This window comes from Streptomyces sp. NPDC045899 (assembly GCF_056431485.1).
The window spans coordinates 12,181-36,908 of sequence record NZ_JBWKKP010000044.1; the positions used below are offsets into that span (position 1 = coordinate 12,181).

The window sequence follows — 24,728 nt, forward strand, 5'->3', positions numbered from 1 at the left end:
ACTCACGAGATGCCCAGCTCCTTGTCGATCAGGTCGAAGATCTCTTCGTTGGTGGCGGCCGCGATGGCGGCGTCGCCGTCCGGGCCGTCCGTCGCGTCCGGCCGGCCCTCGGCGGGCTCCAGCCGGGCGAGCGCGCCACGCAGCCGCCGGACGAGCTCGGTGTGCGGCGGGGTGCCGGTGTGGTCCGCGCCGGACAGCTCGGCGACGAGCCCGTCGAGGCGGTCCAGTTCGGCGAGGGCGAGCGGCGGGCCGTCCGTGTGCCCGGGGGACACCCGCGTGGCGAGGTGCGCGGCGAGGGCTTCGGGGGTCGGATGGTCGAAGACGAGTGCCGCGGGCAGGCGTTCACCCGTCACGGCCGCCAGCCGGTTGCGCAGTTCGACACCGGTGAGGGAGTCGAATCCCAGCTCCTTGAACGGACGTGTGGCGCCGATCAGCTCCGTGGAGGTGTGGCCGAGGACGGCGGCGGCGTTGCCGCGCACCAGGTCCAGCAGGACCCGGTGGACCTCCGCGGGCGGCAGGCCCTGGAGCCTGCCGGTGAGCGTGGCGGGCGGTGCCGCGGGGGCGGTGGCGGCGGCCCGTCGCGCGGGCCGGATCAGTCCGCGCAGCATCGGTGGCGGGTCCTCCCCCGCCGACACGGCGGCGGTGAGCGCCACCGGGTCCACGGCGGCCGCCAGGACGTACGGGGTCTCGGCGCGCAGGGCGGCGTCGAAGAGACCGAGCGCCGCGCCGGTGGACAGGGCGCCGATGCCCCGGTCCGCCATCGCTCGCAGATCCGCCCCGGTGAGATGTCCGGTCAGTTCGCTGCGCTCCTCCCACATGCCCCAGCCGATGGACACGGCGGGCAGCCCCTCCGCGCGGCGCTGTGCGGCCAGGGCGTCGAGGGCGGCGTTGGCGGCCGCGTAGTTGCCCTGGCCGGGCGTCCCGAGGAGGGCCGCGCCGGAGGAGAAGAGCACGAACGCCGCTAGGTCGCCGTCCCGGGTCAGCTCGTGCAGGGTGTACGCGGCGTCCGCCTTGGGCCGCAGGGTGGTGGCGATGTGCTCGGGGGTCAGCGAGGAGAGGACGCCGTCGTCGAGTGTGCCCGCGGCATGCACCACGGCGGTCAGCGGATGGTCCCGGTCCACCCGGGCCAGCAGTCCGGCCACCGCGGCCGGGTCGGACAGATCACAGGCCATCACGGTCGCCCGCGCCCCGGCCGCGGCGAGGTCCTGGACCAGCTCCGCGGCTCCGGGCGCGTCCGGGCCCCGGCGCCCCGCCAGCAGCAGGTGGCGCACCCCGTGCACGGTGGCCAGATGGCGGGCGACCAGGGCGCCGAGGGTGCCGGTGCCGCCGGTGACCAGCACCGTGCCGTCGGGATCGAGCGGGGCCGGGAGCGTCAGGACGTTCTTGCCGATGTGCCGGGCCTGACGCAGGTGGCGGAAAGCCCGGGGAGTCTGCCGGATGTCCCAGCAGGTGACCGGCGGCAGGGTGAGGACACCCCGCCCGAACAGGGCCAGGATCTCGGTGAGCATGGCGCCGATCCGGTCCGGCCCGGCTTCCATCAGGTCGAACGCCCGGTAGTGGACCCCGGGGTGGTGACGCGCCACCTCATCGGCGTCCCGTACATCGGTCTTGCCCATCTCCACGAACCGGCCGCCGCGGGGCAGCAGACGCAGCGAGGCGTCCACGAACTCCCGCGCCAGACAGTCGAGTACCACGTCGACGCCCTTGCCACCGGTGGCGTCCAGGAACGCCGTGGCGAACTCGGTCGTGCGAGAGGAGGCGAGGTGTGACTCGTCGACACCACGGTCCCGGAGCACATCCCATTTGGCGGGGCTTGCCGTGGCGTACACCTCGGCACCGGCGTGCCGTGCCAGCTGTACGGCGGCCGTGCCCACCCCACCGGTGGCCGCGTGCACCAGAACGGACTGGCCGTCACACAGCCCGCCGAGGTCGAACAGCCCGTACCAGGCGGTGAGGTAGGCGATCGGCACCGAGGCCGCCTGGGCGAACGTCCATCCGGCCGGGATCGGGGCGAGGGTGCGCCGGTCGCTGACGGCGGTCGGGCCGAACGCCCCGCCGAACACCCCCATCACCCGGTCCCCGATGGCCAGGTCGTCCACACCGGGGCCGACTTCGAGGACCGTACCGGCCCCCTCGCTGCCGAGCACCGGCTGATCGGGGTCGAGACCCAGGGAGACCACGACATCGTGGAAGTTCAGACCGGCGGCGCGCACGGCGACCCGCACCTCGCCCGGCCCGAGGGGTGCCAGGGCGTCGGGGGCGGGGACGGCCACCGGCCCGCCTTCGGTGCCCGCGGCGCCGAGGCCGACCCGCCACGCCGGGCTGTCGACCGGCGGCACCACGCAGTCCCGGTGCGGTGTGGCGGTGAGCCGGGGAACCAGCGCCTCACCGTCGCGTACGGCCATTTGGTGCTCCCCCGCCGCCAGGAGCCCGGGCAGCGTGGAGACGAGGGCGGCCGCGGAGCCGGGACGGTCGTCGAGGTCCACCACCGCGAAGCGCCCCGGGTGCTCGGTCCGCGCGGTCCTCAGCATGCCCCACACCCCGGACTGGGCCAGGTGGGGGCCGGTGGTGTCGCCGGGGCCGGTGCGCAGCGCGCCCCGGGTGACGACGACGAGGGTGGACGCCGCGTGGCGTTCGTCGTCCAGCCACTCACGCACCAGGCGCAGGCATGCGGTGGTGGTGGCGAGCAGTGCGGCGGCGGGGGTGTCCGCCGGTGGATGCGGGCAGTCGACGACGACCAGGTCCGGTGTATCCGCTGCCTCCGGTACGTCCGGTGCCGACGCCGTGTACGGCGCGGCCCGTCCGGACCAGGACACGGCGTCGGGCAGGGCCTCGCACAGGGTGTCGCCCAACCGTCCCCAGCGCGCTGCCGTGGGTTCCGTGGCGGGCGCGGGGAGCCACTCCAGCCGGTGCAGTCCGTCGCGGCCGGAGTCGGCCGGTCGCAACCGGTCCGCCGAAACGGGTCGCAGCACGAGCGAACCGGCGGACAGGACCTCCTGACCCGCGAGGTCGTGGACGGTGAGCGCGACGGCGTCCGGCCCGTCGGCGGTGAGCCGTGCCCGGACGGCGGTGGCACCGGTGGCGTGGACGGTGACATCGGTCCAGCTGAACGGCAGCCGCGCGGCGCCGTCCTGCTCGGGCAGGAGCGCGGCGGTCTGCAGTGCGGCGTCCAGCAGCGCCGGGTGGAGGAGATATCCGGCCGCGTCGGCGTGCTGCCCCTCGTCGAGGACGAGGTCGGCGAAGACCTCGCCGTCGCCGCGCCAGGCGTTGCGGATCCCCTGGAAGGTGGGCCCGTAGGCGTATCCGGCCGCGGCGAAACGCTCGTACAGATCACCGGTGTCGACCGGTTGGGCGCTGGCGGGCGGCCAGCTGATGACGGCGGGGCCGGGCCGCCGGACGGTGGGCACGACGGTGCCGGTGGCGTGGAGGGTCCACAGGTGTCCGCCGTCGGGAGCGGTTGTGTCCCGCTCCGGGCGGGAGTACAGGCTCAAGCCCCGGTCGCCGTCGTCGCCGGCCGCGGCGAGGCGGATCTGGACGTGTACGGCACCGTCATCGGGCAGTACGAGGGGTGCCGCCAGAGTGAGTTCACCGACCGTGGCGAGGTCGGCCTCGGCGGCAGCGCGCAGCGCCAACTCCAGGAAGGCGGTGCCGGGAAGCAGAGTGGTCGACTGGACGCGGTGTTCGGCGAGCCACGGATGGGTCCGCAGGGAGAGCCTGCCGCTGATGAGGATCTCGCCCGTGTCGGCGATCTCCACGGCGGCGCCCAGCAGCGGGTGTCCGGTGGTGGCGAGACCGGCGGACGCGACGTCCCAGCTGGTGGTCGGGACGTCGAGCCAGAGCCGCCGTTCCTGGAAGGGGTAGGTGGGGAGCTCGACGCGCCGGGCACCGGTCTTCTCGAAGGCGGGCGTCCAGTCCACCGGAACACCACGGACATACGCCTCGCCCAGCGACAGCAGCATCCGCTCCATACCGCCCTCGCCACGACGCAACGTGCCGGTGACAACCGCTTCCGCGCCCACCCTCTCGACGGTCTCCTGCACGGCTGCGGTCAGCACCGGATGCGGACTCACCTCGACAAACGCACCGAAGCCCTCCTCCACCAGCACACGCACCGCAGACTCGAAACCCACCGGGCTGCGCAGATTCGCATACCAATAGCCACCATCCATCAACGACGTGTCCAGCCAGCCACCCGTCACCGTGGAGAAAAACGGAACATCACCACTCTGCGCCGTGACCCCCTCCAGCGCAGAGCACAGCTCCTCCTCGATCCGCTCCACCTGCGCACAATGCGAGGCATAGTCGACATCGACCCGGCGCGCACGCACCCCCCGCCCCGCACACGAAGCGACGAGTTCATCGAGCGCCTCGACCTCACCCGCCACCACCACCGACGAAAGCCCATTGACCGCAGCCACCGACAACCGGCCACCCCACGGCTCCACCAACACCCCGGCCTCGGCCGCCGAACACGCCAACGACACCATCCCGCCAGAACCCGCCAACCGGCACAGAGCACGACTGCGCAACGCCACCACCCGCGCCCCATCCACCAACGACAGACCACCCGCCACCACAGCCGCCGCGATCTCCCCCTGCGAATGCCCCACCACCGCATCCGGCACCACACCAAACGAACGCCACACCCCCGCCAACGACACCATCACCGCAAACAACACCGGCTGCACCACATCCACCCGGTCCAACCCCAACCCCGAACGAACCACCTCACACAACGACCACTCCACACAAGGCGCCAACGCCACCTCACACTCACCCATCAACGCCGCGAACACCGCACACTGATCCAGCAGCTCAGCCGCCATCCCCACCCACTGCGACCCCTGCCCCGGAAACACCAGCACCGTTCCGCCCGACACCACACCACGGCCGGTCACCACCACCGGCGACGGCACACCACCGCTCAGCGCCTCGACACCGCCCAACAGCGCGCCACGGTCACCGACCACCACCGCACGGTGCTCCAGCCGGGACCGGGTGGTGGCGAGGGACAGACCGATGTCATCGGGGCGGATGTCCTCGGCGCACAGCGCCAGCAGCCGGGTGGCCTGGTCGCGCAACGCTTCAGGGGTCTTGGCGGACAACAGCCAGGGCACGGGACCACGGCCGTCCTGAGCGGGGCGCACCGTGGCCGGTGGCTCGACCGGCTGTTCCAGGATCACATGGGCGTTGGTGCCGCTGACGCCGAAGGACGACACCCCCGCCCGGCGGGCACCGCCGGACACCTTCCAGGGCTGAGCATCCACCAGCAGCCGTACGTCACCCGTCGACCAGTCCACCTCCGGGGTGGGCCGGTCCACGTGGAGCGTTCGGGGCAGTACCCCGTGGCGCATGGCCAGCACCATCTTGATGACTCCGCCGACACCAGCCGCGGCGGAGGTGTGGCCGATGTTGGACTTCAGCGAGCCCAGCCACAACGGCCGGTCCTCCGCCCGCCCCTGCCCGTAAGCGGCCAGCAGCGCCCCCGCCTCGATCGGATCACCCAGCGTTGTACCCGTGCCATGGGCCTCCACCACGTCGACGTCCCCCGCCGCCAGCCCCGCGTCGGACAGAGCCGCCCGGATGACGCGCTCCTGGGAGGGACCGTGGGGTGCGGTGAGACCGTTGCTGGCACCGTCCTGGTTGACAGCCGAACCCCGCACCACCGCCAGCACCGGATGACCGTGCCGACGCGCGTCGGACAGCCGCTCCAACAGCAGGATCCCCGCGCCTTCGCCGAACCCGGTGCCGTCCGCGGCGGCGGCGAAGGACTTGCAGCGGCCGTCCGCGGCCAGCCCGCCCTGACGTCCGAACTCGACGAAGAGTTCCGGGCTCGACATGACGGTGACACCGCCCGCCAGGGCGAGCGCGCACTCGCCCCGGCGCAGTGACTGCACGGCCGTGTGCAGGGCCACCAGGGAGGAGGAGCAGGCGGTGTCGATGGTGAGTGCGGGACCCTCGAAGCCGAAGGTGTAGGCGATACGGCCGGAGACGACGCTGCCGGAGTTGCCGGTGCCCAGGAAGCCTTCGACGTCGTCGGGGATGTGCGGCAGCAGCCGGACGGCGTAGTCCTGCTGCATCAGACCGATGAACACCCCGGCGGCGGCGCCACGGAGTGTGGCCGGGTCGATTCCGGCGCGTTCGAGGGTCTCCCAGGTGATCTCCAGCAGCAGCCGCTGCTGCGGATCCATCGCGAGGGCCTCGCGCGGCGAGATGCCGAAGAAGTCGGGGTCGAAGTCTCCGGCGCCGGAGAGGAAACCCCCTTCCTTGACGGGTGAGTTGGCGGCCCGGGTGGGGTCGAGGGCACTGAAGGCGTCGAGGTCCCAGCCGCGGTCCGTGGGGAAGTCGCCGATGGCGTCGGTGCCGGAGGCGAGCAGCCGCCACAGATCCTCGGGGGCGCGTACTCCACCGGGGAAACGGCAGCCCATGGCCACGATCGCGATGGGATCGGCGGTGTGGACGGGGGCGGTGCTGCGGCGCGCGGCGGCGGGCGCCGCCTCCACCGTGGTGAGCCGGTCGCGCAGATGGGTGGCCAGCGCCTCCGGTGAGGGGTGGTCGAAGACCAGCGTGGCAGGAAGGCGCAGTCCGGTGGCGCCGGTGAGCCGGTTGCGCAGTTCGACGGAGGCCAGCGAGTCGAAGCCGAGATCGCGGAAGGCCCGGTGGGGTTCGACGGTGTCGCCGGGGCCATGGCCGAGGACACCTGCCACCTGGGCGCAGACCAGCCGGACCAGGGTGCGCAGCCGCTCGGCCTCCGGGAGGGCGGCGAGCCGTTCCGCCAGCGGGAGTTGTCCGGCCGGTGCGGACGTGGTCTCCGTGGTTCCGCGGCGGGGTGCCGGGACCAGTGCGCCGAGCAGCGGCGGTACGGGATCGTCGGCGGCGCGGGCGCGCAGGGCGCGGAGGTCGAGCCGCATCGGGACGAGGGCGGGGGCGTCGACGGTCAGCGCGGTCTCGAACAGGGCGAGCCCCTGCTCGGTGGTCAGCGGCGGCATCCCGGAGCGGGCCAGCCGGCGGACGTCATCGTCGTCGAGATGGCCGGTCAGCGCGGAGCGCTGTTCCCACATCGTCCAGGCCAGGGACTGGGCGGGCAGACCCCGTGCGTGGCGGGCCTGGGCCAGGGTGTCCAGGAAGGCGTTGGCGGCGGCGTAGTTGCCCTGTCCCGCGCCGCCGAAGGTGCCCGCCGCGGAGGAGAACAGGACGAAGGCCGAAAGGTCCATGTCCTGGGTGAGGTGGTGCAGATGAAGAGCGGTGTCGGCCTTGGGCCGCAGAACGGTGTCGAGGTGGCCGGGGGTCAGGGAGGTCAGCACCCCGTCGTCGAGGGCCCCGGCGGTGTGTACCACCGCCGTGAGGGGGTGTCCGGCGGGAATGTCGTCCAGCAGGGCGGCGAGCGCGGCGCGGTCGCCGGTGTCGCACGCGGCGATGGTGACCTCGGCGCCTTGCGCCGCCAGTTCGTCCGAGAGGGCGGCGGCACCCGGGGCGCTGGGGCCGGAGCGGCTCACCAGCAGCAGGTGGCGCACCCCGTGACGGCTCACCAGATGGCGGGCGATCCGCGAACCGAGGAGCCCGGTCCCTCCGGTGATGAGGACCGTGCCGGAGGGGGCGAGGGTGACGGGCGCCGGTTCGGTGGCCGGGACCCTGGCGAGGCGGGGTACGCGTACGGTGTGGCCGCGTACGGCGAGCTGGTGCTCACCGGAGCCGAGGGCGGCGGCCAGGGCCGGGGCGCCCGAGCCATCCGGGTCGGTGTCGCCATCCGGGAGGTCCACCAGGGTGAAGCGGCCTGGGTGTTCGGACTGCGCGGAGCGCACCAGACCCCACACCGCGCCGAGGGCCGGATCGGGCTCCTCGCCGGGGACCGCGGCCACGGCACCGCGCGTGGCGAGGACGAGGCGGGTGGCGGCGAGGCGTTCGTCGTCGAGCCAGGTCTGGAGGGCGCGCAGCGCCCGGTGGACCGCGGTGTGCGGCTGGTACGGCTCCCCCGGGCCGCTGCCCGGATCCGTCCGCAGGGGCAGCACGGCCAGGTCGGGGGCCGGTGCTCCGGCGTCCAGCGCGGCAGTGAGTCCGCCGGTGTCCGCGTAGCGGGGCGCGGTGGCTCCGGCGGCGGTGAAGGTGGCGGCGAGCGCGTCCTCATCGGGGCCGAGCACCGCCCACACCGCGTCGGAGGGCACCGCCGGGCGGTCGAGGGACGTCCACGCGACCTGGAAGAGCGAGTCGTGGTGACCGCGCGGCGTGACCGAGCCCGCTGAGGGAGCCGGACGCAGGGTCAGGGAGTCGACGGACGCGACGGGTCGGCCGGTCTCGTCGGCGGCCTCCAGGGCGAGGGTGTCGGGTCCGGTCGGGGTGAGCCGGACGCGTACGGCGGTGGCGCCCGGAGTGTGCACCGTGGCACCGGTCCAGGCGAACGGCATCCGCCCGCCCTCACCTTCCCCCGACCGCCGGGCGAGGCCGGTGGCGTGCAGGGCCGCGTCGAGCAGCGCGGGGTGCAGGGCGAAGTGTCCCGCGTCCGGGCGCTGTCCGGAGGGCAGTGCGGCTTCCGCGTAGAGGGTGTCGCCCACACGCCACACGGCGGTCAGGCCCTGGAAGGCGGGGCCGTAGCGGAAACCGCCGTCGGCGTAGCGGTCGTACATGCCGTCGAGGGCCACGGGCGTGGCGCCGGGCGGCGGCCAGGCCGTCGGATCGAGTGCCGGGGGCGCCTCCGGCGGGGCGGGGGCGATCAGCCCGGTGGCGTGCCGGGTCCACTCACCGTCCGCGTCGGGCTCGTCGGGCCGGGAGTGCAGGGTGACCCGGCGGGTGCCGTCGGCGCCGGGTGCCGCGACGGACAGCCGTAGCGCCAGGGCACCGAGCGGCGGCAGCACCAGCGGTGTTTCGAGGGTGAGGTCCTCCACGCGGGCGCAGCCGGTGCGGCCCGCCGCCAGGACGGCGAGTTCGAGGAAGGCGGTGGCGGGCAGGAGGGCGCTGCCGTACACGGCGTGGTCGGCGAGCCAGGGGTGGGTGCTCAGCGACAGCCGTCCGGTGAAGAGCAGTCCGTCGCTGTCGGCCAGGGTGACGATGGCGCCGAGCAGCGGGTGGCGGGACGGCAGCAGTCCGATCGACGCCGGGTCGTGCGTGGTGCCGGTGTTCTCCAGCCAGTAGCGCTGCCGTTGGAAGGGGTAGGTGGGCAGGTCGACCCTGCGGGGGCGGGGCTCGCCGAAGACCGCGTCCCAGTCGACGGCCACACCGCGGATGTGCAACCGCGCGAGGGACGCCATGAAGCACCCGGGGCCGCCGTCGTCGCGGCGCAGCGTCCCGGTGGCCAGCGCGTCGGTGCCGGTGGCGTCGATGGTGTCCTCGAGCCCTGCGGTCAGTACGGGATGCGGGCTGACCTCGAGCAGCACCCGGTGGCCGTCCGCGAGCAGGGCCCGGGTGGCCTCCTCGAACCGTACGGTGGTGCGCAGGTTCTGGTACCAGTAGGCGGCGTCCAGGCCGGCGGTGTCGAGCGGACCGCCGATGACGGTGGAGTAGAAGGGGACCTCGGCGGCCCGGGGCGTGATGTTGGCCAGTGCCGTGAGGAGTTCGTCGCGGATCGCCTCGACCTGCGGGCCGTGGGAGGCGTAGTCGACGGGGATGGTCCGGGTGCGGACACCGTCCGCGTCGAGCGCGGCGAGGAGTTCCCCGAGCGCCACGGGGTCGCCGGACACGGTGACGGCCGCGGGCCCGTTCACGGCGGCCACGGCGAGTGCGTCGCCCCAAGGGGCCATCTGCTCGCGCAGCCGTTCCGCGGGCAGGGCCACCGAGGCCATCGCGCCGTCCCCGGCCAGCGCTCGCAGCGCCTTGGCGCGGAGAGCCACGACGGTGGCGGCGTCCTCCAGGGTGAGGGCACCGGCGACGCACGCGGCGGCGATCTCGCCCTGGCTGTGGCCGACCACGGCATCGGGTACGACCCCGTAGGAGCGCCACAGCGCGGCGAGCGAGACCATCACCGCGAACAGGGCGGGCTGGACGACGTCCACCCGGTCGAGTCCGGGAGCCCCCGGCACCCCACGGATGACGTCCGGCAGGGACCAGTCGGTGTGCGGGGCCAGCGCCTCGGCGCACGCGGCCATCCGCGCGGCGAAGGCCGGTGAGGAGTCCAGGAGTTCACGGGCCATCCCGGGCCACTGACCGCCCTGGCCCGGGAAGACGAAGGCCACCGCCTCACCGGGGCGGGCCGGTCCCGGGGGCAGGTGGTCGGTGCCCTCGGCGAGTGCGGCCAGCTGGTGGCGGAGGGCGCGCGGATCGTCCGCGACCAGCGCGGCCCGGTACTCATGTGCCGCCCGGGTGGTGGCGAGGGAGTGGCCGATGTCCACCGGGTCGTCTTCCGGATGGCGTTCCAGATGGGACAGGAGCGCGGTGGCCTGGGCCCGCAGCGCGTCGGCGGTGCGGCCGGAGACCGTCCACAGCAGCGGTCCGCGGGCGCCGTCGGCAGTGATCCCGGCGGGCGGCTCCGGCTCCGGCTTCTCCGGAGGGCCGGCCTGCTCCAGGATGACATGGCCGTTGGTGCCGCTGACGCCGAAGGAGGAGACGGCGGCACGCCGGGGACGGCCGGTGTCCGGCCAGTACGTGACATCGGTGACCAGCCGTAACGTACCGGCGGACCAGTCGACTTGCGGGGTCGGGCGCTGCGCGTGCAGGGACGGTGGCACCGTCCCGTACCGCATGGCCAGCACCATCTTGATGACTCCGCCGACCCCGGCCGCGGCCTGGGTGTGGCCGATGTTGGACTTGAGCGAACCCAGCAGCAGCGGCTGCTCGGCGGTGTGTTCCCGGCCATAGGTGGCCTGGAGGGCCTGTGCCTCGATGGGGTCGCCGAGCGGGGTGCCGGTGCCGTGTGCCTCCACGACGTCGATCTCGGCGGCGGAGAGGCGGGCGCCGGCCAGCGCCTGTCGGATCACCCGCTGCTGGGAGGGGCCGTGCGGGGCGGTGAGCCTGCTGCTGGCGCCGTCCTGGTTGACGGCGGAGCCACGGACGAGGGCCAGTACCGGGTGGCCGTTGCGGCGTGCGTCGGACAGCCGTTCCAGCAGGAGCATCCCGACGCCCTCGCCCCAGCCGGTGCCATCGGCGCCGTCCGCGAAGGATTTGCAACGGCCGTCGGAGGCCAGACCGTTCTGGCGGCTCATCTCGACGAAGGGCACGGGGGTGGACATCACCATGGCGCCGCCCGCGAGCGCGAGGGCACAGTCGTCCTGCCGCAGCGCCTGGCAGGCCAGGTGGAGCGCGACCAGCGACGAGGAGCAGGCGGTGTCGACGGAGACCGCGGGGCCCTCGAGGCCGAAGGTGTAGGCGATGCGCCCGGAGGCGACGCTGTCGGAGCTGCCGTTGCCGAGGTAGCCCTGGATGTCGTCGGGTACCTCGCGCAGCCGGACCGCGTAGTCCTGGTACATCACTCCGGCGAACACACCGGTGCGGCTGCCGCGCAGGGTGTGCGGGTCGATCCCGCCCCGCTCGAACGCCTCCCAGGTGGTCTCCAGCAGCAGCCGTTGCTGCGGATCCATGGCGAGCGCCTCACGCGGCGAGATCCCGAAGAAGGCGGGGTCGAAGGAGGCGGCGTCGGCCAGGAATCCGCCCTCGGCGGAGTAGGTGGTCCCCGGGCGCTCCCCCGCGGGGTCGTGCAGGGCCGCCAGGTCCCAGCCGCGGTCGCCGGGGAACGCGGTGATGGCGTCGGTGCCCGAGACCACGAGCCGCCACAGGTCCTCGGGCGTGCGGACACCGCCGGGGTAGCGGCAGCTCATCGCGACGACGGCGATGGGCTCGCGGTCCTTCGCCTCGGCCTCGGCGAGGCGCTGTTTGGCCCGGTGGAGATCGGCCGCGGTGCGCTTGAGGTAGTCCCGGAGCTTGTCGTCATTCACCGTGCATCGTCACCTTTTGTGCGCGGGGTCGAGGGGTTGGGTGTCCTTCGGCGGACCGTCGGCGGTGTCACGGTGTGCCCAGTTCGTTGTCGAGGAAGTCGAAGAGTTCGTCATCGGTGGCGGAGTCCATCCGCTGTTCGACGCCGTCGCCGGGCCCGGTGTCCGGCAGCAGGCTCTTCAGGAGGTTCTGGAGCCGGTCGGCCAGGGCGGCCCGGGTGTCCTCGTCGGTGGCGCCGTCACGGAGCGCGGCCTCCAGCCGGTCGAGTCCGGCCAGTGCCGCCGGGTCCGGTGTGCCGGACGCCGGACCGAGTTCCGTATCCAGGTGGCGGGCGACCGCTCGAGCCGTCGGATGGTCGAACAGCAGGGTGGCGGGCAGGGCCAGACCGGTGGCGGTACGCAGCCGGTTGCGCAGTTCCACCGCGGTCAGCGAGTCGAAACCGAGGTCCAGCAAGGGCTGTTCGGTGTCCACGGCGGCCGGGTCGGGGAATCCGAGGACCAGGGCCGCGTGGCCGCGGACCAGGTCGGTGAGGACGCGGTCGCGCTGCGGGGCGCTCAGACCGGTCAGCCGCCGCTGGAGGGCGTCGGCGCCGTCCCCTCCGGTGTCCTCGCCCGCGGCGGCGCGGCGGGCGGGGGGCCGCACCAGGCCGCGCAGGAAGGCCGGGATGTCCTCGGCCGCGTTCTGTGCCGCGATGGCCCCCACATCCAGCCGCAGGGGCAGGAGCACCGGGGCGTCCAGAGCGGTGGCCGCGTCGAAGAGGGCGAGTCCCTCGTCGGGGCCGAAGGCGACGATGCCGCCGCGGGCGATACGGGCGAGGTCGGCGTCGGTCAGATGGCCGGTCATCCCGCCGGTGCCCGCCCACAGCCCCCAGGCCAGCGAGGTGGCCGCGCGCCCCCGGGCGCGGCGCCGGTGGGCGAGCGCGTCCAGGAAGGCGTTGGCCGCGGCGTAGTTGGCCTGGCCCATCCCGCCGAAGACACCGGCGATGGAGGAGAAGAGGACGAACGCGGACGGGTCGAGCCCCAGCTCGTCGGTCAGCTCGTCCAGGTTCACCGCGGCCTCGGCCTTGGGACGCAGCACCCGCTCCAGCTGCTCATGCGTCATATCGGCGATGACACCGTCCTCGATGACACCGGCGGTGTGCACCACCCCGGTCAGCGGACGGGGCAGGGAACCCAGCACCTTCCGCAGCGCCTGCCGGTCGGCGGCGTCGCACGCGACGATGTCCACCTCGGCCCCGAGGGAGATCAGTTCGGCACACAGCGCGTCCGCGCCGTCGGCGGCGGGACCGCTGCGGCTGGTGAGCACGAGATGGCGCACCCCATGGGTACGGACCAGATGGCGGGCGGTCAGGGAGCCCAGGGCGCCGGTGCCACCGGTGATCAGCACGGTGCCGTCGGGGTCCCACGGGGTGTCACGACCGGGCACGGACCGGGGCACCCGGGCCAGCCGGGCGGCGAGCGGCGTTCCGGCGCGCAGCGCGATCTGCGGTTCGCCGGTGGCGAGCGCGGTGGCGAGCGCGGTGTGTGAAGCCGGGTCGTCGTCGGTGTCGAGGAGGACGAAGCGGCCGGGGTTCTCGGTCTGCGCGGACCGGAGCAGGCCCCAGACCGCCGCGTGTGCCAGGTCCGGTACGTCGTCCTCGGGAGCGGTGGGCACACCGCCACCGGTCACCACGGCCAGCGTGGCGTGCTCGTGACGCGGATCGGCGAGCCAGGCCCGGACCAGGGCGAGGGTGCGGACGGTGGTGTCCCGGACGGCGTCGGCCGGATCGTCCGCGGTCGCCGTGCCCACCGCCGTCACGACGAGGCGGGGAACGGAGGCTCCCGCGTCCACCGCCGCTCCGAGGGCATCGAGGTCCGGGTACACCCCGCACGGGGTCAGGGCGGTGGTGAGCCAGCCGGGCAGGTCCGCTCCCAGGAGGGCCGGGGCGTCGGACAGGAGGGGGCTGGGGGCGAGAGCCGGCCACTCCAGGCGGAACATGTCCGGGTGCGTCCCGGTGCGCGCGCCGCCGACCCGCTCGGCCGACACCGGCCGGAGGACGAGCGAGCGTGCGGAGGCGACCGGGGCACCGGTCGCGTCGGCCACGGCCAGGGCGACCGATTCCGGTCCGGCAGGCGTCATCCGCAGCCGCAGCACGGTGGCTCCCGACGCGTACAGCCGGACCCCGCTCCAGGAGAACGGCAGCCAGCCCTGTTCGCTGCCGTCGAGGACGCCGAACGCCAGCGAGTGCAGCACGCTGTCCAGCAGCGCCGGGTGGAGCCCGTAGTGGGCCGCGTCCGTCCGGTGCTCCTCGGGCAGCCGGGCCTCGGCGTACACCTCGTCGCCCAGGCGCCAGACGGCGCGGAGCCCCTGGAAGGCCGGACCGTAGCCGAACCCGCCGTCGGCCAGGCGCTGGTAGAGGCCGTCGATGCCGACGGGCTCCGCTCCGGCGGGCGGCCAGGCGGTGAGATCGCCGGGCACCTCCGGGCCGGTCGGTCCGCCGGTGGTCAGCCTGCCCCCGGCGTGCCGGGTCCAGGGGTCGCCGGGAGCGGCGTCGGCGGGCCGGGCGTGGACCGCGAAGGCACGGCCTCCGTCACCGCCGGGCGGCTGGACGGTGAGCTGGAGGGTCACGGCGGTGTCGGCGGACAGGGTCAGCGGCGCCTCCAGGGTGAGTTCCTCCACCTCGGGGCAGCCCACCCGGTCCCCTGCGTGCACGGCCAGTTCGAGGAAGGCGGTGGCCGGGAACAGGGCGCCGCCGTACACGGCGTGGTCGGCCAGCCAGGGCTGGGTGGCCACCGACAGCCGCCCGGTGAAGAGGTGACCGCCGGTGTCGGCGAGCGGGGAGCCCGCGCCGAGCAGCGGGTGCCCGGCCGGTTGCAGACCCGCGGCGGGCATATCACCGGCGGGCGGGGTGGCGGGGAGCCAGTAGCGGGTGCGCTCGAAGGGGTAGGTGGGCAGATCGGCGGGGTGGCCGGTGCCGATGCCGCGGAACAGCGGCTCCCAGTCCACGGGTACGCCGTGGACGTGCAGCCGGGCCAGGGCGGTGGTGACCGCGACGGACTCCGCCGAGCCCTTGCGCAGCAGACCGACCATGGCGGTGCCGTCGCCGGGGGCGGTCAGACAGTCCTGGCCGAGGGCGGTCAGCGCCCCGTCGGGCCCCAGCTCCACGAAGGCGGTGACCCCTTCGGACTCCAGCGTCCGTACGGCGTCCAGGAAGCGCACGGTGCCGCGGATATGGCGGACCCAGTGGCCGGGGGACGCGAGCTCGGCGGGATCCGCGAGGGCTCCGGTCAGATCGCAGACCACGGGGATCTCCGGCGCGCGGAAGGTGATCCGCTCGGCGACGGCGCGGAAGTCGTCCAGGACGGCGTCCATATGCGGGGAGTGGAAGGCGTGGCTGACGGTGAGCCGCTTGGTCTTGTGGCCCGCGGCCCGCCAGTGCGCCTCGAACTCCGCCACCGCCGGTGCGTCACCGGACAGGACGGTGGCGGCGGGTCCGTTGACGGCTGCCACCGCGATCTCCCCCTCGTGGCCCTCCAGCCGGGGCAGGAGTTCCGCTTCGGGTACGGTCAGCGCGACCATGGCACCGCCGGCGGGCAGGGCCTGCATCAGCCTGCCGCGCGCGGCCACCAGGGCGGCGGCGTCCGGCAGGGAGAGCACTCCGGCCACATGGGCCGCGGTGAGCTGGCCGATGGAGTGGCCGGTGACGAAGTCCGGCAGCACCCCGTAGGACTCCACCAGCCGGTACAGCGCCACTCCCACGGCGAACAGCGCGGGCTGGGTGAAGGCCGTGGTGTTCAGCAGCGCCGCGTCCTCGGTGCCGGCGGCGGCGTGCGCCACCGCGCGCAGCGGCCGGTCGAGGAGCGGGTCGAACGCCGCGCACACCTCGTCGAAGGCATCGGCGAACACGGGAGAGTCCGCGTAGAGCGCGGCGCCCATCCCGGGCCGCTGACTGCCCTGTCCGGGGAAGAGGAAGGCGGTCTTCCCACCGGTGCGGGACGCGCCGGTGAGGACGCCCGGGTGGGGCGCGGCGGCGGCGATCGCCTTGAGCCCGTCGAGGAGTTGCGCGTGGTCCTCGCCGACGACGGCGGCCCGGTACGTCAGGGCGCCGCGGCCGGTGGCCAGCGTCCGGCCGATGTCGGCCGGGTCCGGTCCGGGCCCACCGGTGACCTCGGCCAGCAGCCGTTCCGCCTGGACGCGCAGGGCCTCGGTGGTGCGGGCCGACAGCAGCCAGGGGACGACGGCGCGGGTGGTGGACGGGGGTGCCACGGCGGGCCGTACCGGTGCCTGTTCCAGGATGGTGTGCGCGTTGGTGCCGCTGACGCCGAAGGAGGACACCCCGGCCCGGCGCGGACGGTCGCCGTCGGGCCAGGCGGTGGACTCGGTGAGCAGCCGCACCGCCCCGGCCGACCAGTCCACGTAGGGGGTGGGTGCGTCGATGTGCAGCGTGGCCGGGAGGGAGCCGTGGCGCATCGCCAGCACCATCTTGATGACCCCGGCGATACCGGCGGCGGCCTGGCTGTGGCCGATGTTGGACTTCAGCGAGCCGAGCAGCAGCGGCCGTTCGGCGGGGCGCCCCTGACCGTAGGTGGCGAGCAGCGCCTGAGCCTCGATCGGGTCGCCCAGCCGGGTGCCGGTGCCGTGGGCCTCCACCGCGTCGACGTCTTCCGGGGCCAGTCCGGCACCGGCCAGGGCCTGGCGGATGACCCGTTGCTGGGACGGGCCGTTGGGGGCGGTGAGGCCGTTGCTGGCGCCGTCCTGGTTGACGGCCGAGCCGCGTACGAGGGCCAGTACGGGGTGGCCGTTGCGGCGTGCGTCCGACAGCCGCTCCAGAAGCACCAGACCCGCGCCCTCGGCCCAGGCGGTGCCGTCCGCGGCGGCGGCGAACGGCTTGCAGCGTGCGTCGGCGGCCAGTCCGCGCTGACGGCTGAACTCGACGAATGCGCCCGGTGTCGCCATCACGGTGACACCTCCGGCGAGTGCCAGGGAGCACTCACCGCCGCGCAGCGCCTGGGCGGCGAGGTGGACAGCGACGAGCGAGGAGGAGCAGGCCGTGTCCACCGTCACCGCCGGGCCCTCCAGTCCGAAGGTGTAGGCGATCCGGCCGGAGGCGACACTGCCCGCGCTGCCGATGCCCAGGTAGCCCTCGAACTCCTCGGAGGGTTCGGTGACCCGGGAGCCGTAGTCACGGTAGCTGGAGCCGACGAAGACACCGCCGTCCCCGCCGCGGACGGACCGCGGGTCCACGCCCGCCCGTTCGAACGCCTCCCAGGCGAGTTCCAGGAGCAGGCGCTGCTGCGGGTCGATGGCCAGGGCCTCGCGGGGCGAGATGCCGAAGAAGGCGGGGTCGAAGTGGTGGGCGTCGTAGAGGAACCCGCCCTCGCGGGCGTAGGTCCGGCCGACACGGTCGGGATCGGGGTCGTAGAGTCCGGCCAGGTCCCAGCCGCGGTCGGCGGGGAACTCCCCGATGGCGTCCCTGCCGTCGGTGAGGAGCTGCCAGAACTCCTCGGGGGTGCGGACGCCGCCGGGGAAGCGGCAGCTCATCGCGACGATGGCGATGGGGTCGTCGTCGGGGGCCGGTGCGGCCGCCGGCGGCGGGGCGGACGTCTCCCCCGTACCGGCGAGTTCCCGGTGGAGGTGGTCCACCAGGGCCGCGGTGGTGGGGTGGTCGAAGACCAGGGTCACCGGCAGCGGCACCCCGGTGGCCCCGGACAGCCCGTTGCGCAGTTCCACCGCGGTGAGCGAGTCGAAGCCGATGTCCTTGAACGCCCGCTCCGGTTCGATCGCGGTGGGGTCGGCGTGGCCGAGCACGGCGGCGGCGTGGGTGCGCACCAGGTCGGTGAGGTGGCGGACGCGCTCGGTGGCGGACAGCCCGGCCAGTCGGCGGGCGAAGGTGTCCGACTCCCCCGCGGCACCGTCTCCTGAGGCGCCGTCGGCGAGGGCGCGGCGTGCGTCGGGCAGTTCGCTGAGGGCGGCGCTCGGACGCAGCGCGGTGTAGGCGCGGGTGAAGCGGTCCCAGGCGATATCGGCGACGGTCAGCCGGGTCTCATCGTCCTGGAGCGCCTGCCACAGGGCGTCGAGGGCGAGTTCGGGGTCCATGGCGGGCAGTCCGTCCCGGACCAGCCGCCGGCCCACCGCACCCGCGGCGAGGCTGTCACCGCCCCACAGTCCCCAGGCCACGGAGGTGGCGGGCAGCCCGCGGTCGCGGCGCGCCCGGGCCAGGGCGTCGAGGTAGGCGTTGGCGGCGGCGTAGCTGCCCTGGCCGGTGCCGCCGAGGGTGCCGGCGAGCGAGGAGAACATCACGAAGGCCCTGAGGCCGGTGGTGTCCCGGGTGAGTTCGTCGAGGTGATATGCGGCATCGGCCTTGGGACGCAGGACGGCGGCCGCGCGCTCGGGGGTGAGGGTGGCGAGCACCCCGTCGTCGAGGACTCCGGCGGCGTGGAATACCGCGCGCAGCGGGCGGTCCGCGGGGATGGTGGCGAGGAGGCGGGCCAGGGCGTCGCGGTCCGCGGTGTCGCATGCGGCGAAGGTGAACTCGGTTCCCAGGGCGGTGAGTTCGGCGGCCAGCCGGTCGGCTTCGGGGGCGTCGGGGCCACGGCGGCTGACCAGCAGGAGATGTGCGGTGCCGCGGTGGGCGAGCCGGCGGGCCAGACGGATGCCGAGGCGGCCGGTCGCACCGGTGATGAGCACGGTGCCGTCGGGAATCCAGGGCGTGCTGTCGGCGTCGTGGGAGGAGGTGGCGCGGACGAGGCGCCGGGCGAAGACCCCGGAGGCGCGGAGGGCGAGCTGGTCCTCGCCGTCCTGGCCGGCCAGTGCTCCGGCGAGCCGGGCGCGCGCCCGGGTGTCGAGCCGGGCGGGGAGGTCGAGGAGGCCCGCCCAGCGTTCGGGGTGTTCGACGGCCGCGACACCTCCGAGGCCCCAGGTGAGGGCCTGGAGGGGGGCGTCGAGGGTGTCGGAGCGGCCCACGGCGACGGCGCCGCGGGTCGCGCACCACAGCGGGGTGCGCACCTCGGCGTCGCCGAGCGCCTGGAGCAGGGTGGTGGTGAGGGCCAGCCCGGCGGGCAGCAGCGCCCCGGCGCCGTGCGGGGCCTCGGCCAGGGCGAGCAGCGACAGCACGCCCTCGGCCGGGTCCTCCTCGGCGAGGCTGCGCAGCAGCGTGGCGAGCTCGGTACGCCCGGTGTCATGGCCGACTTCGACGAGGCGGGGGGCGGCGCCGTGGTCGCGCAGTGCGGTCAGGCAGTCGGCGAGGGCGGGGTGATGGCCGGCGGCGGGGACGACGACCCACCACGTACCGTCGAGGCGCGTGTCGCGAGCCCGGGGCAGCGCGGTCCAGATGACGCGGTAGCGCCAGCCGTCGAGGGTGGTCCGGCCGCGGTCGGCGAGCAGCCACCGGGAGAGGGCGGGCAGGACCGTGCCCATCGCGTCGCGGGTCGTGTCGTCCTCGACGCCGAGGGTCGTGGTGAGCGCGTCGAGGTCGCCCTCCGCCACGGCGTCCCAGAAGCGCGGACGGGCTCCCGCGGCGTCGTTCCCGTCGGCGCCGGACACGGCGGGAGGGGCGGGCTCCAGCCAGTAGTGGTCGCGCTGGAAGGCGTAGGTGGGCAGCTCGCAGGGGCGCGCTCCGGTGCCCTCGAAGACGGTGTCCCAGTCCACCGGGTGGCCGAGCACATGGAGTTCGGCGAGGGAGGTGAGGAACCTCTTGCGGCCGCCCTCACCGCGGTGCAGGGTGCCGACCGCGCCGCCGGACCCGCTGGCCGCCTCCAGGGACTCCTGGAGCCAGACGGTGAGGGCGGGGTGGGTGCTGGTCTCGACGAACAGCCGGTGTCCGGCGGCGACGAGGGCTTCGACGGCCGTGTGGAAGAGCACCGGCTGCCGCAGGTTGCGGTACCAGTACCCGGCGTCGAGGGCGTCGGTGTCGAGCACGCCGCCGGTCACGGTCGAGTAGAAGGGGACGCGGGAGGCGCGCGGGGTGATCCCGCCGAGGGCGGTGAGGAGTTCCCCGCGGACCTCCTCGATCTGCGGGGAGTGTCCGGCGAAGTCGACTCCGGGGATGGGCCAGCACAGGACGCCGTCGTCGGCGAGCCGGGTGTGGAGTTCCTCGAGCGACGCGGGGTCGCCGGAGACGGTCACGGTGGTGGGGCCGTTGACGGCGGCGACACTCAGCCGTCCGGTCCACGGGGCGAGCCGCTCCTCGACGTCCCGCTGCGGGAGCGGGATGTAGAGCATGCCGCCATGGCCGATCAGGGCCCGCAGTTCCTTGCTGCGCAGGGCCACCACACGGGCGGCGTCCTCGAGTGTGAGGGCTCCGGCCACGTGGGCGGCGGCGATCTCGCCCTGGGAGTGGCCCACGACGGCGGCGGGCTCGACACCGTGGGCGCGCCACACCTCGGCCAGGGACACCATGACGGCGAACAGGACCGGCTGGACGACGTCGACCCGGTCCAGCGGCGGGGCGCCGGGCGCTTCGCGCAGCACGTCGAGGAGGGACCAGTCGAGGTGCGGGGCGAGGGCGTCGGCACAAGCGGCGATGGCTGAAGCGAACACCGGTGAGGTGTCGAGGAGTTCACCGGCCATTCCGGCCCACTGGGAGCCCTGGCCGGGGAAGACGAACACCGGGCGCGGGTCCCGGACCGCGGTGCCGCGGACGGCCCTCTCGCCGGTCCGGCCGTCGATCAGCGCGTCGAGTCCGGCGAGGAGTGTCTCCCGGTCGTCGCCGACGACGGCGGCCCGGTGCTCGAAGGCGGTGCGGCCGGTGGCCAGGGAACGGCCGATGTCGGCGGGTGTCAGCTCCGGCCGCCCGGCGAGGTGGGCGCGCAGCCGCGCCGCCTGGTCGCGGACGGCGTCGGCGCCGCGCCCGTACAGCACCCAGGGCACACAGGTCTCCCGACCCGCGGAGCCGGGCTGTTCCACCCGCGGTCCGGCGGGCGGCTGTTCCACGATGACGTGGGCGTTGGTGCCGCTCAGGCCGAAGGAGGACACTCCGGCACACCGGGGGTGGCCGTCCTCGGGCCACGGAGTGGCCTCGGTCAGCAGCCGCACCTCACCGGCCGACCAGTCGACGTTCGGGGTGGGCTCGTCCACGTGCAGGGTGGCGGGGAGTTCCCCGTGCCGCATGGCGAGCACCATCTTCATCACGCCCGCGACCCCGGCGGCGGCCTGGCTGTGGCCGATGTTGGACTTCAGCGAGCCGAGCAGCAGCGGCCGTTCGGCGGGGCGCCCCTGACCGTAGGTGGCCAGGATGGCCTGGGCCTCGATGGGGTCACCGAGCGTGGTGCCGGTGCCGTGGGCCTCCACCGCGTCGACGTCGGCAGCGGTGAGTCCGGCGTCGGCGAGCGCCTCGGTGATGACGCGCTGCTGGGCGAGGCCGCTGGGGGCGGTCAGCCCGTTGCTGGCACCGTCCTGGTTGACGGCGGAGCCGCGCAGGACGGCGAGCACCGGATGGCCGTTGCGGCGGGCGTCGCTGAGCCGCTCCAGGAGCAGCAGTCCGACGCCCTCGGCCATGCCGAACCCGTCCGCGGAGGCCGCGAAGGACTTGCAGCGGCCGTCGGGAGCCAGTCCGCGCTGGCGGCTGAAGCCGGTGAACGTCAGCGGGGTGCCGATCACGGTGGCTCCACCGGCCAGGGCCAGTGCGCATTCGCCGCGGCGGAGGGCCTGGGCGGCGAGGTGGACGGCGACGAGCGAGGAGGAGCAGGCCGTGTCCACCGTCACCGCGGGGCCCTCCAGGCCCAGGGTGTACGCGACCCGGCCGGACAGCACACTGGTGGAGATACCCGCGACGAAGAGCCCCTCGAGTTCGTCGGGGACGTCCCGCATGCTGCCGCCGTACCCCTGGTAGGCGGCACCGGCGAAGATGCCGGTGCGGCTGCCGCGCAGAGTGGCGGGGTCGATCCCGGCCCGCTCCAGCGCCTCCCAGGAGGTCTCCAGCAACAGCCGCTGCTGCGGGTCCATGGCGAGGGCCTCACGGGGCGAGATGCCGAAGAAGCCCGCGTCGAACCGTCCCGCGTCGTAGACGAAGCCACCGGTGGCCGCGTAGCTGGTGCCGGGCCGTTCGGGATCGGCGTCGTAGAGCGCGTCGAGGTCCCAGCCGCGGTCGGCGGGGAGTTCGGCGACCGCGTCACGGCCGTCGGCGACGAGCCGCCACAGGGCGTCGGGGGTGTCGACACCGCCGGGGTAGCGGCAGCTCATGGCCACGATGACGACCGGGTCGTCGTCCGCCGCGGCGGCGCGGAGCACCGGGGGCGCCGCCGGTGCCGGCGACGCGGTCCGCTCGCCGAGGAGTTCGTCCCGCAGGTGGCGGGCGAGGGCGGTGGGCGAGGTGTGGTCGAAGACCAGGGTGACGGGAAGGGTGAGCCCGGTGGCGGTGGCGAGCCGGTTGCGCATCTCCACGGCGGTGAGCGAGTCGAAGCCGAGGTCGCGGAAGGCGCGGTCGGAGGCGATCGCGTCGGCCGAGTCATGTCCGAGTACCCCGGCGGCCTCGGCGCGGACGAGGTCGTCCAGCACGCGTTCGCCCTCGGTGTCGGGCAGTTCGCGCAGCCGGGCGCGCAGCGGTGCGGCGGCCGGATCGCCGTCGGCGCCGTCCGCCGCGGTGGCGGCGGCGGGCTCCAGCGCGGCACGGGCCGCGGGTACCCCGCTGATGAGCGGGCTGGGGCGGCCGGTGGTGAACACCGGGGCGAACCGGCTCCAGTCGATGTCGGCGACCAGGACCAGGGTCTCGTCGTGGTCCAGCACCTGGCCGAGGGCGGTCACACAGGTGGCGGGCGGCATGAAGACGACGCCCTGCGCCCGCAGTTGTTCCTCGACCAGGTTGGCCGCCATACCGGCGCCGTTCTCGGGGCTCCAGATGCCCCACACCACGGAGGTGGCGGCCAGACCGCGGGCCCGGCGGTTCTCGGCGAGTCCGTCCAGGTAGGCGTTGGCGGCGGCGTAGGCGCCGTGGATCGCGCTGCCCCAGACCCCGGAGATGGAGGAGAACAGGACGAAGGCGTCGAGGTCGTCGCGGTCGAAGAGGGCGTCCAGATGCGCCGCGCCGCCCGCCTTGGCGCTCAGGGTGTCGGCGAACTCCTCGAGACAGGTGTCGGCGAGCGGGACGAGTGAGCCGCCGCCCGCGGCGTGCATGACCGAGCGGATCCGGCAGCCGTCCGCCTCCAGACCCGACACCAGCGCCGACAGCGCGTCTCGGTCGGTGATGTCGCAGGACGCCACGGTGGTGCGGGCGCCCAGCGCGGTCAGCTCCTCGCGGAGCCCGGCCGCCCCCGGTGCCTCGGGTCCGCGTCGGCTGACCAGGACGAGGTGTTCGGCGCCGTTGCGGGCGAGCCAGCGGGCGACGTACGCGCCGAGGCCACCGGTGCCACCGGTGATCAGTGTGGTGCCGCGCGGGGTCCATGACCGCGGCGGCGGCGCGCCGTCCAGCGGGGCGGGGACGAGCCGGCGGGCGAGGACGCCCGTCTCGCGTACGGCCACCTGGTCCTCGTCGCCGCGTCCGGCGAGCACACCGGTGAACCGGGCGGCGGTGCGGCTGTCGAGCTCCGGGGGCAGATCGACCAGTCCGCCCCAGCCGCGCGGGTACTCCAGGGCGGCCACCCTGCCCAGACCCCAACTGGTGTGCTGGGCCGGGCTGACGGGGGCGTCGGCCGCGCCGACGGACACCGCGCCGCGGGTCGCCCACCACAACGGGGCGGACAGCCCGGCCTCCTGGAGTGCCTGGACGAGGGCGAGGCCCAGGGCGGTGCCGACCGGCACCGACGGATGGTCCGGATGCGGCCGTTCATCGGTGGCCAGCAGCGACAGGATGCCCGCGGGTGATGCCCCGGCGGTGGTGAGGGCGCCGGTGAGCTTGGTGGCCAGCGGCCGTGGCGCGGTGTCGGTGTGTTCGAGGGCGACGGTCACCACGACGGCTCCGGCGTCTTCGAGTGCCTGGACGCAGGCGGCCGTCCGCGGGTCATCGGTGAGCACGGCGGGCAGCACGACGAGCCAGCTGCCGGACAGCCGGGACACGACCGGGTCGGTCAGGGGCTGCCAGCTGAGCCGGTAGCGCCATGAGTCGACCGTGGCCAGTTCGGCGCGCCGCTCCCGCCAGGTGGCCAGCGCGGGCAGCACGGCGCTGAGCGGTTCGTCGGGGCCGACGCCGAGGGCCGCGGTCAGCCGTGGCAGATCTCCGGTGCGGACGGCTTCCCAGAACCGGTCCTCCTCGGGATCCACCGCCGGGGCCGGGACGCTCTCGGCGGGGCTGGTGTGCTCCAGCCAGTAGCGGCGCCGGGTGAACGCGTAGGTGGGCAGATCGGCGGCCGGACCGTGGCCGTCGAACACCCGTGTCCAGTCGGGTGAGAGACCCCGGGTATGGGCCTGGCCGAGTGCGAGCAGGAAGCGGTCGGGGCCGCCCTCGTCCCGGCGGAGGGTGGCGAGGACGGCGACCGGGTGCTCCGGGGCGGCGGCCTCGACGGTCTGCTCGACTCCGATGGTGAGCACCGGATGGGCGCTGGTCTCGACGAAGAAGCCGTAGCCCTGGTCCAGCAGCCCGCGGACGGCTTCCTCGAAGCGCACGGGTTCGCGCAGATTGCGGTACCAGTAGGCGGCGTCCAGCGTGCCGGTGTCACACCAGGCGGCGTCGACGGTCGAGTAGAACGGAACCGCGGACCGGGCCGGGGCGACACCGGCCAGCGAGGTCAACAGGGTGTCCCGGATCTCCTCGACCTGCGCGGAGTGCGAGGCGTAGTCCACGGGGACGACCCGGGCCGTGATGTCGCGGGCGACCAGCTGCTCCACGATCCCGTGGACGGCCTCGGTGTCACCCGACAGCACCGTGCTCGACGGGCCGTTGACCGCGGCCACCGACAACCGCTCACCCCACGGCTCCAGATACGGACCCAGGTCGGCGGCCGGCAACTGGACCGATGCCATCC

At 74.5% G+C, this 24,728-nt stretch carries 2 protein-coding genes; both read right to left on the reverse strand.

Features of this window, described 5'->3' with window-relative positions:
* Positions 1-2: 2 nt before the first annotated feature.
* Positions 3-11,858, reverse strand: a complete 11,856-nt coding sequence (locus tag AC07FT_RS35390) for an SDR family NAD(P)-dependent oxidoreductase (protein ID WP_479180245.1) — start codon at positions 11,856-11,858, stop codon at positions 3-5.
* A gap of 67 nt (positions 11,859-11,925) precedes the next feature.
* On the reverse strand, positions 11,926-24,728 hold a 12,803-nt coding region (locus AC07FT_RS35395; RefSeq protein ID WP_479180246.1), incomplete at its 5' end, for a type I polyketide synthase.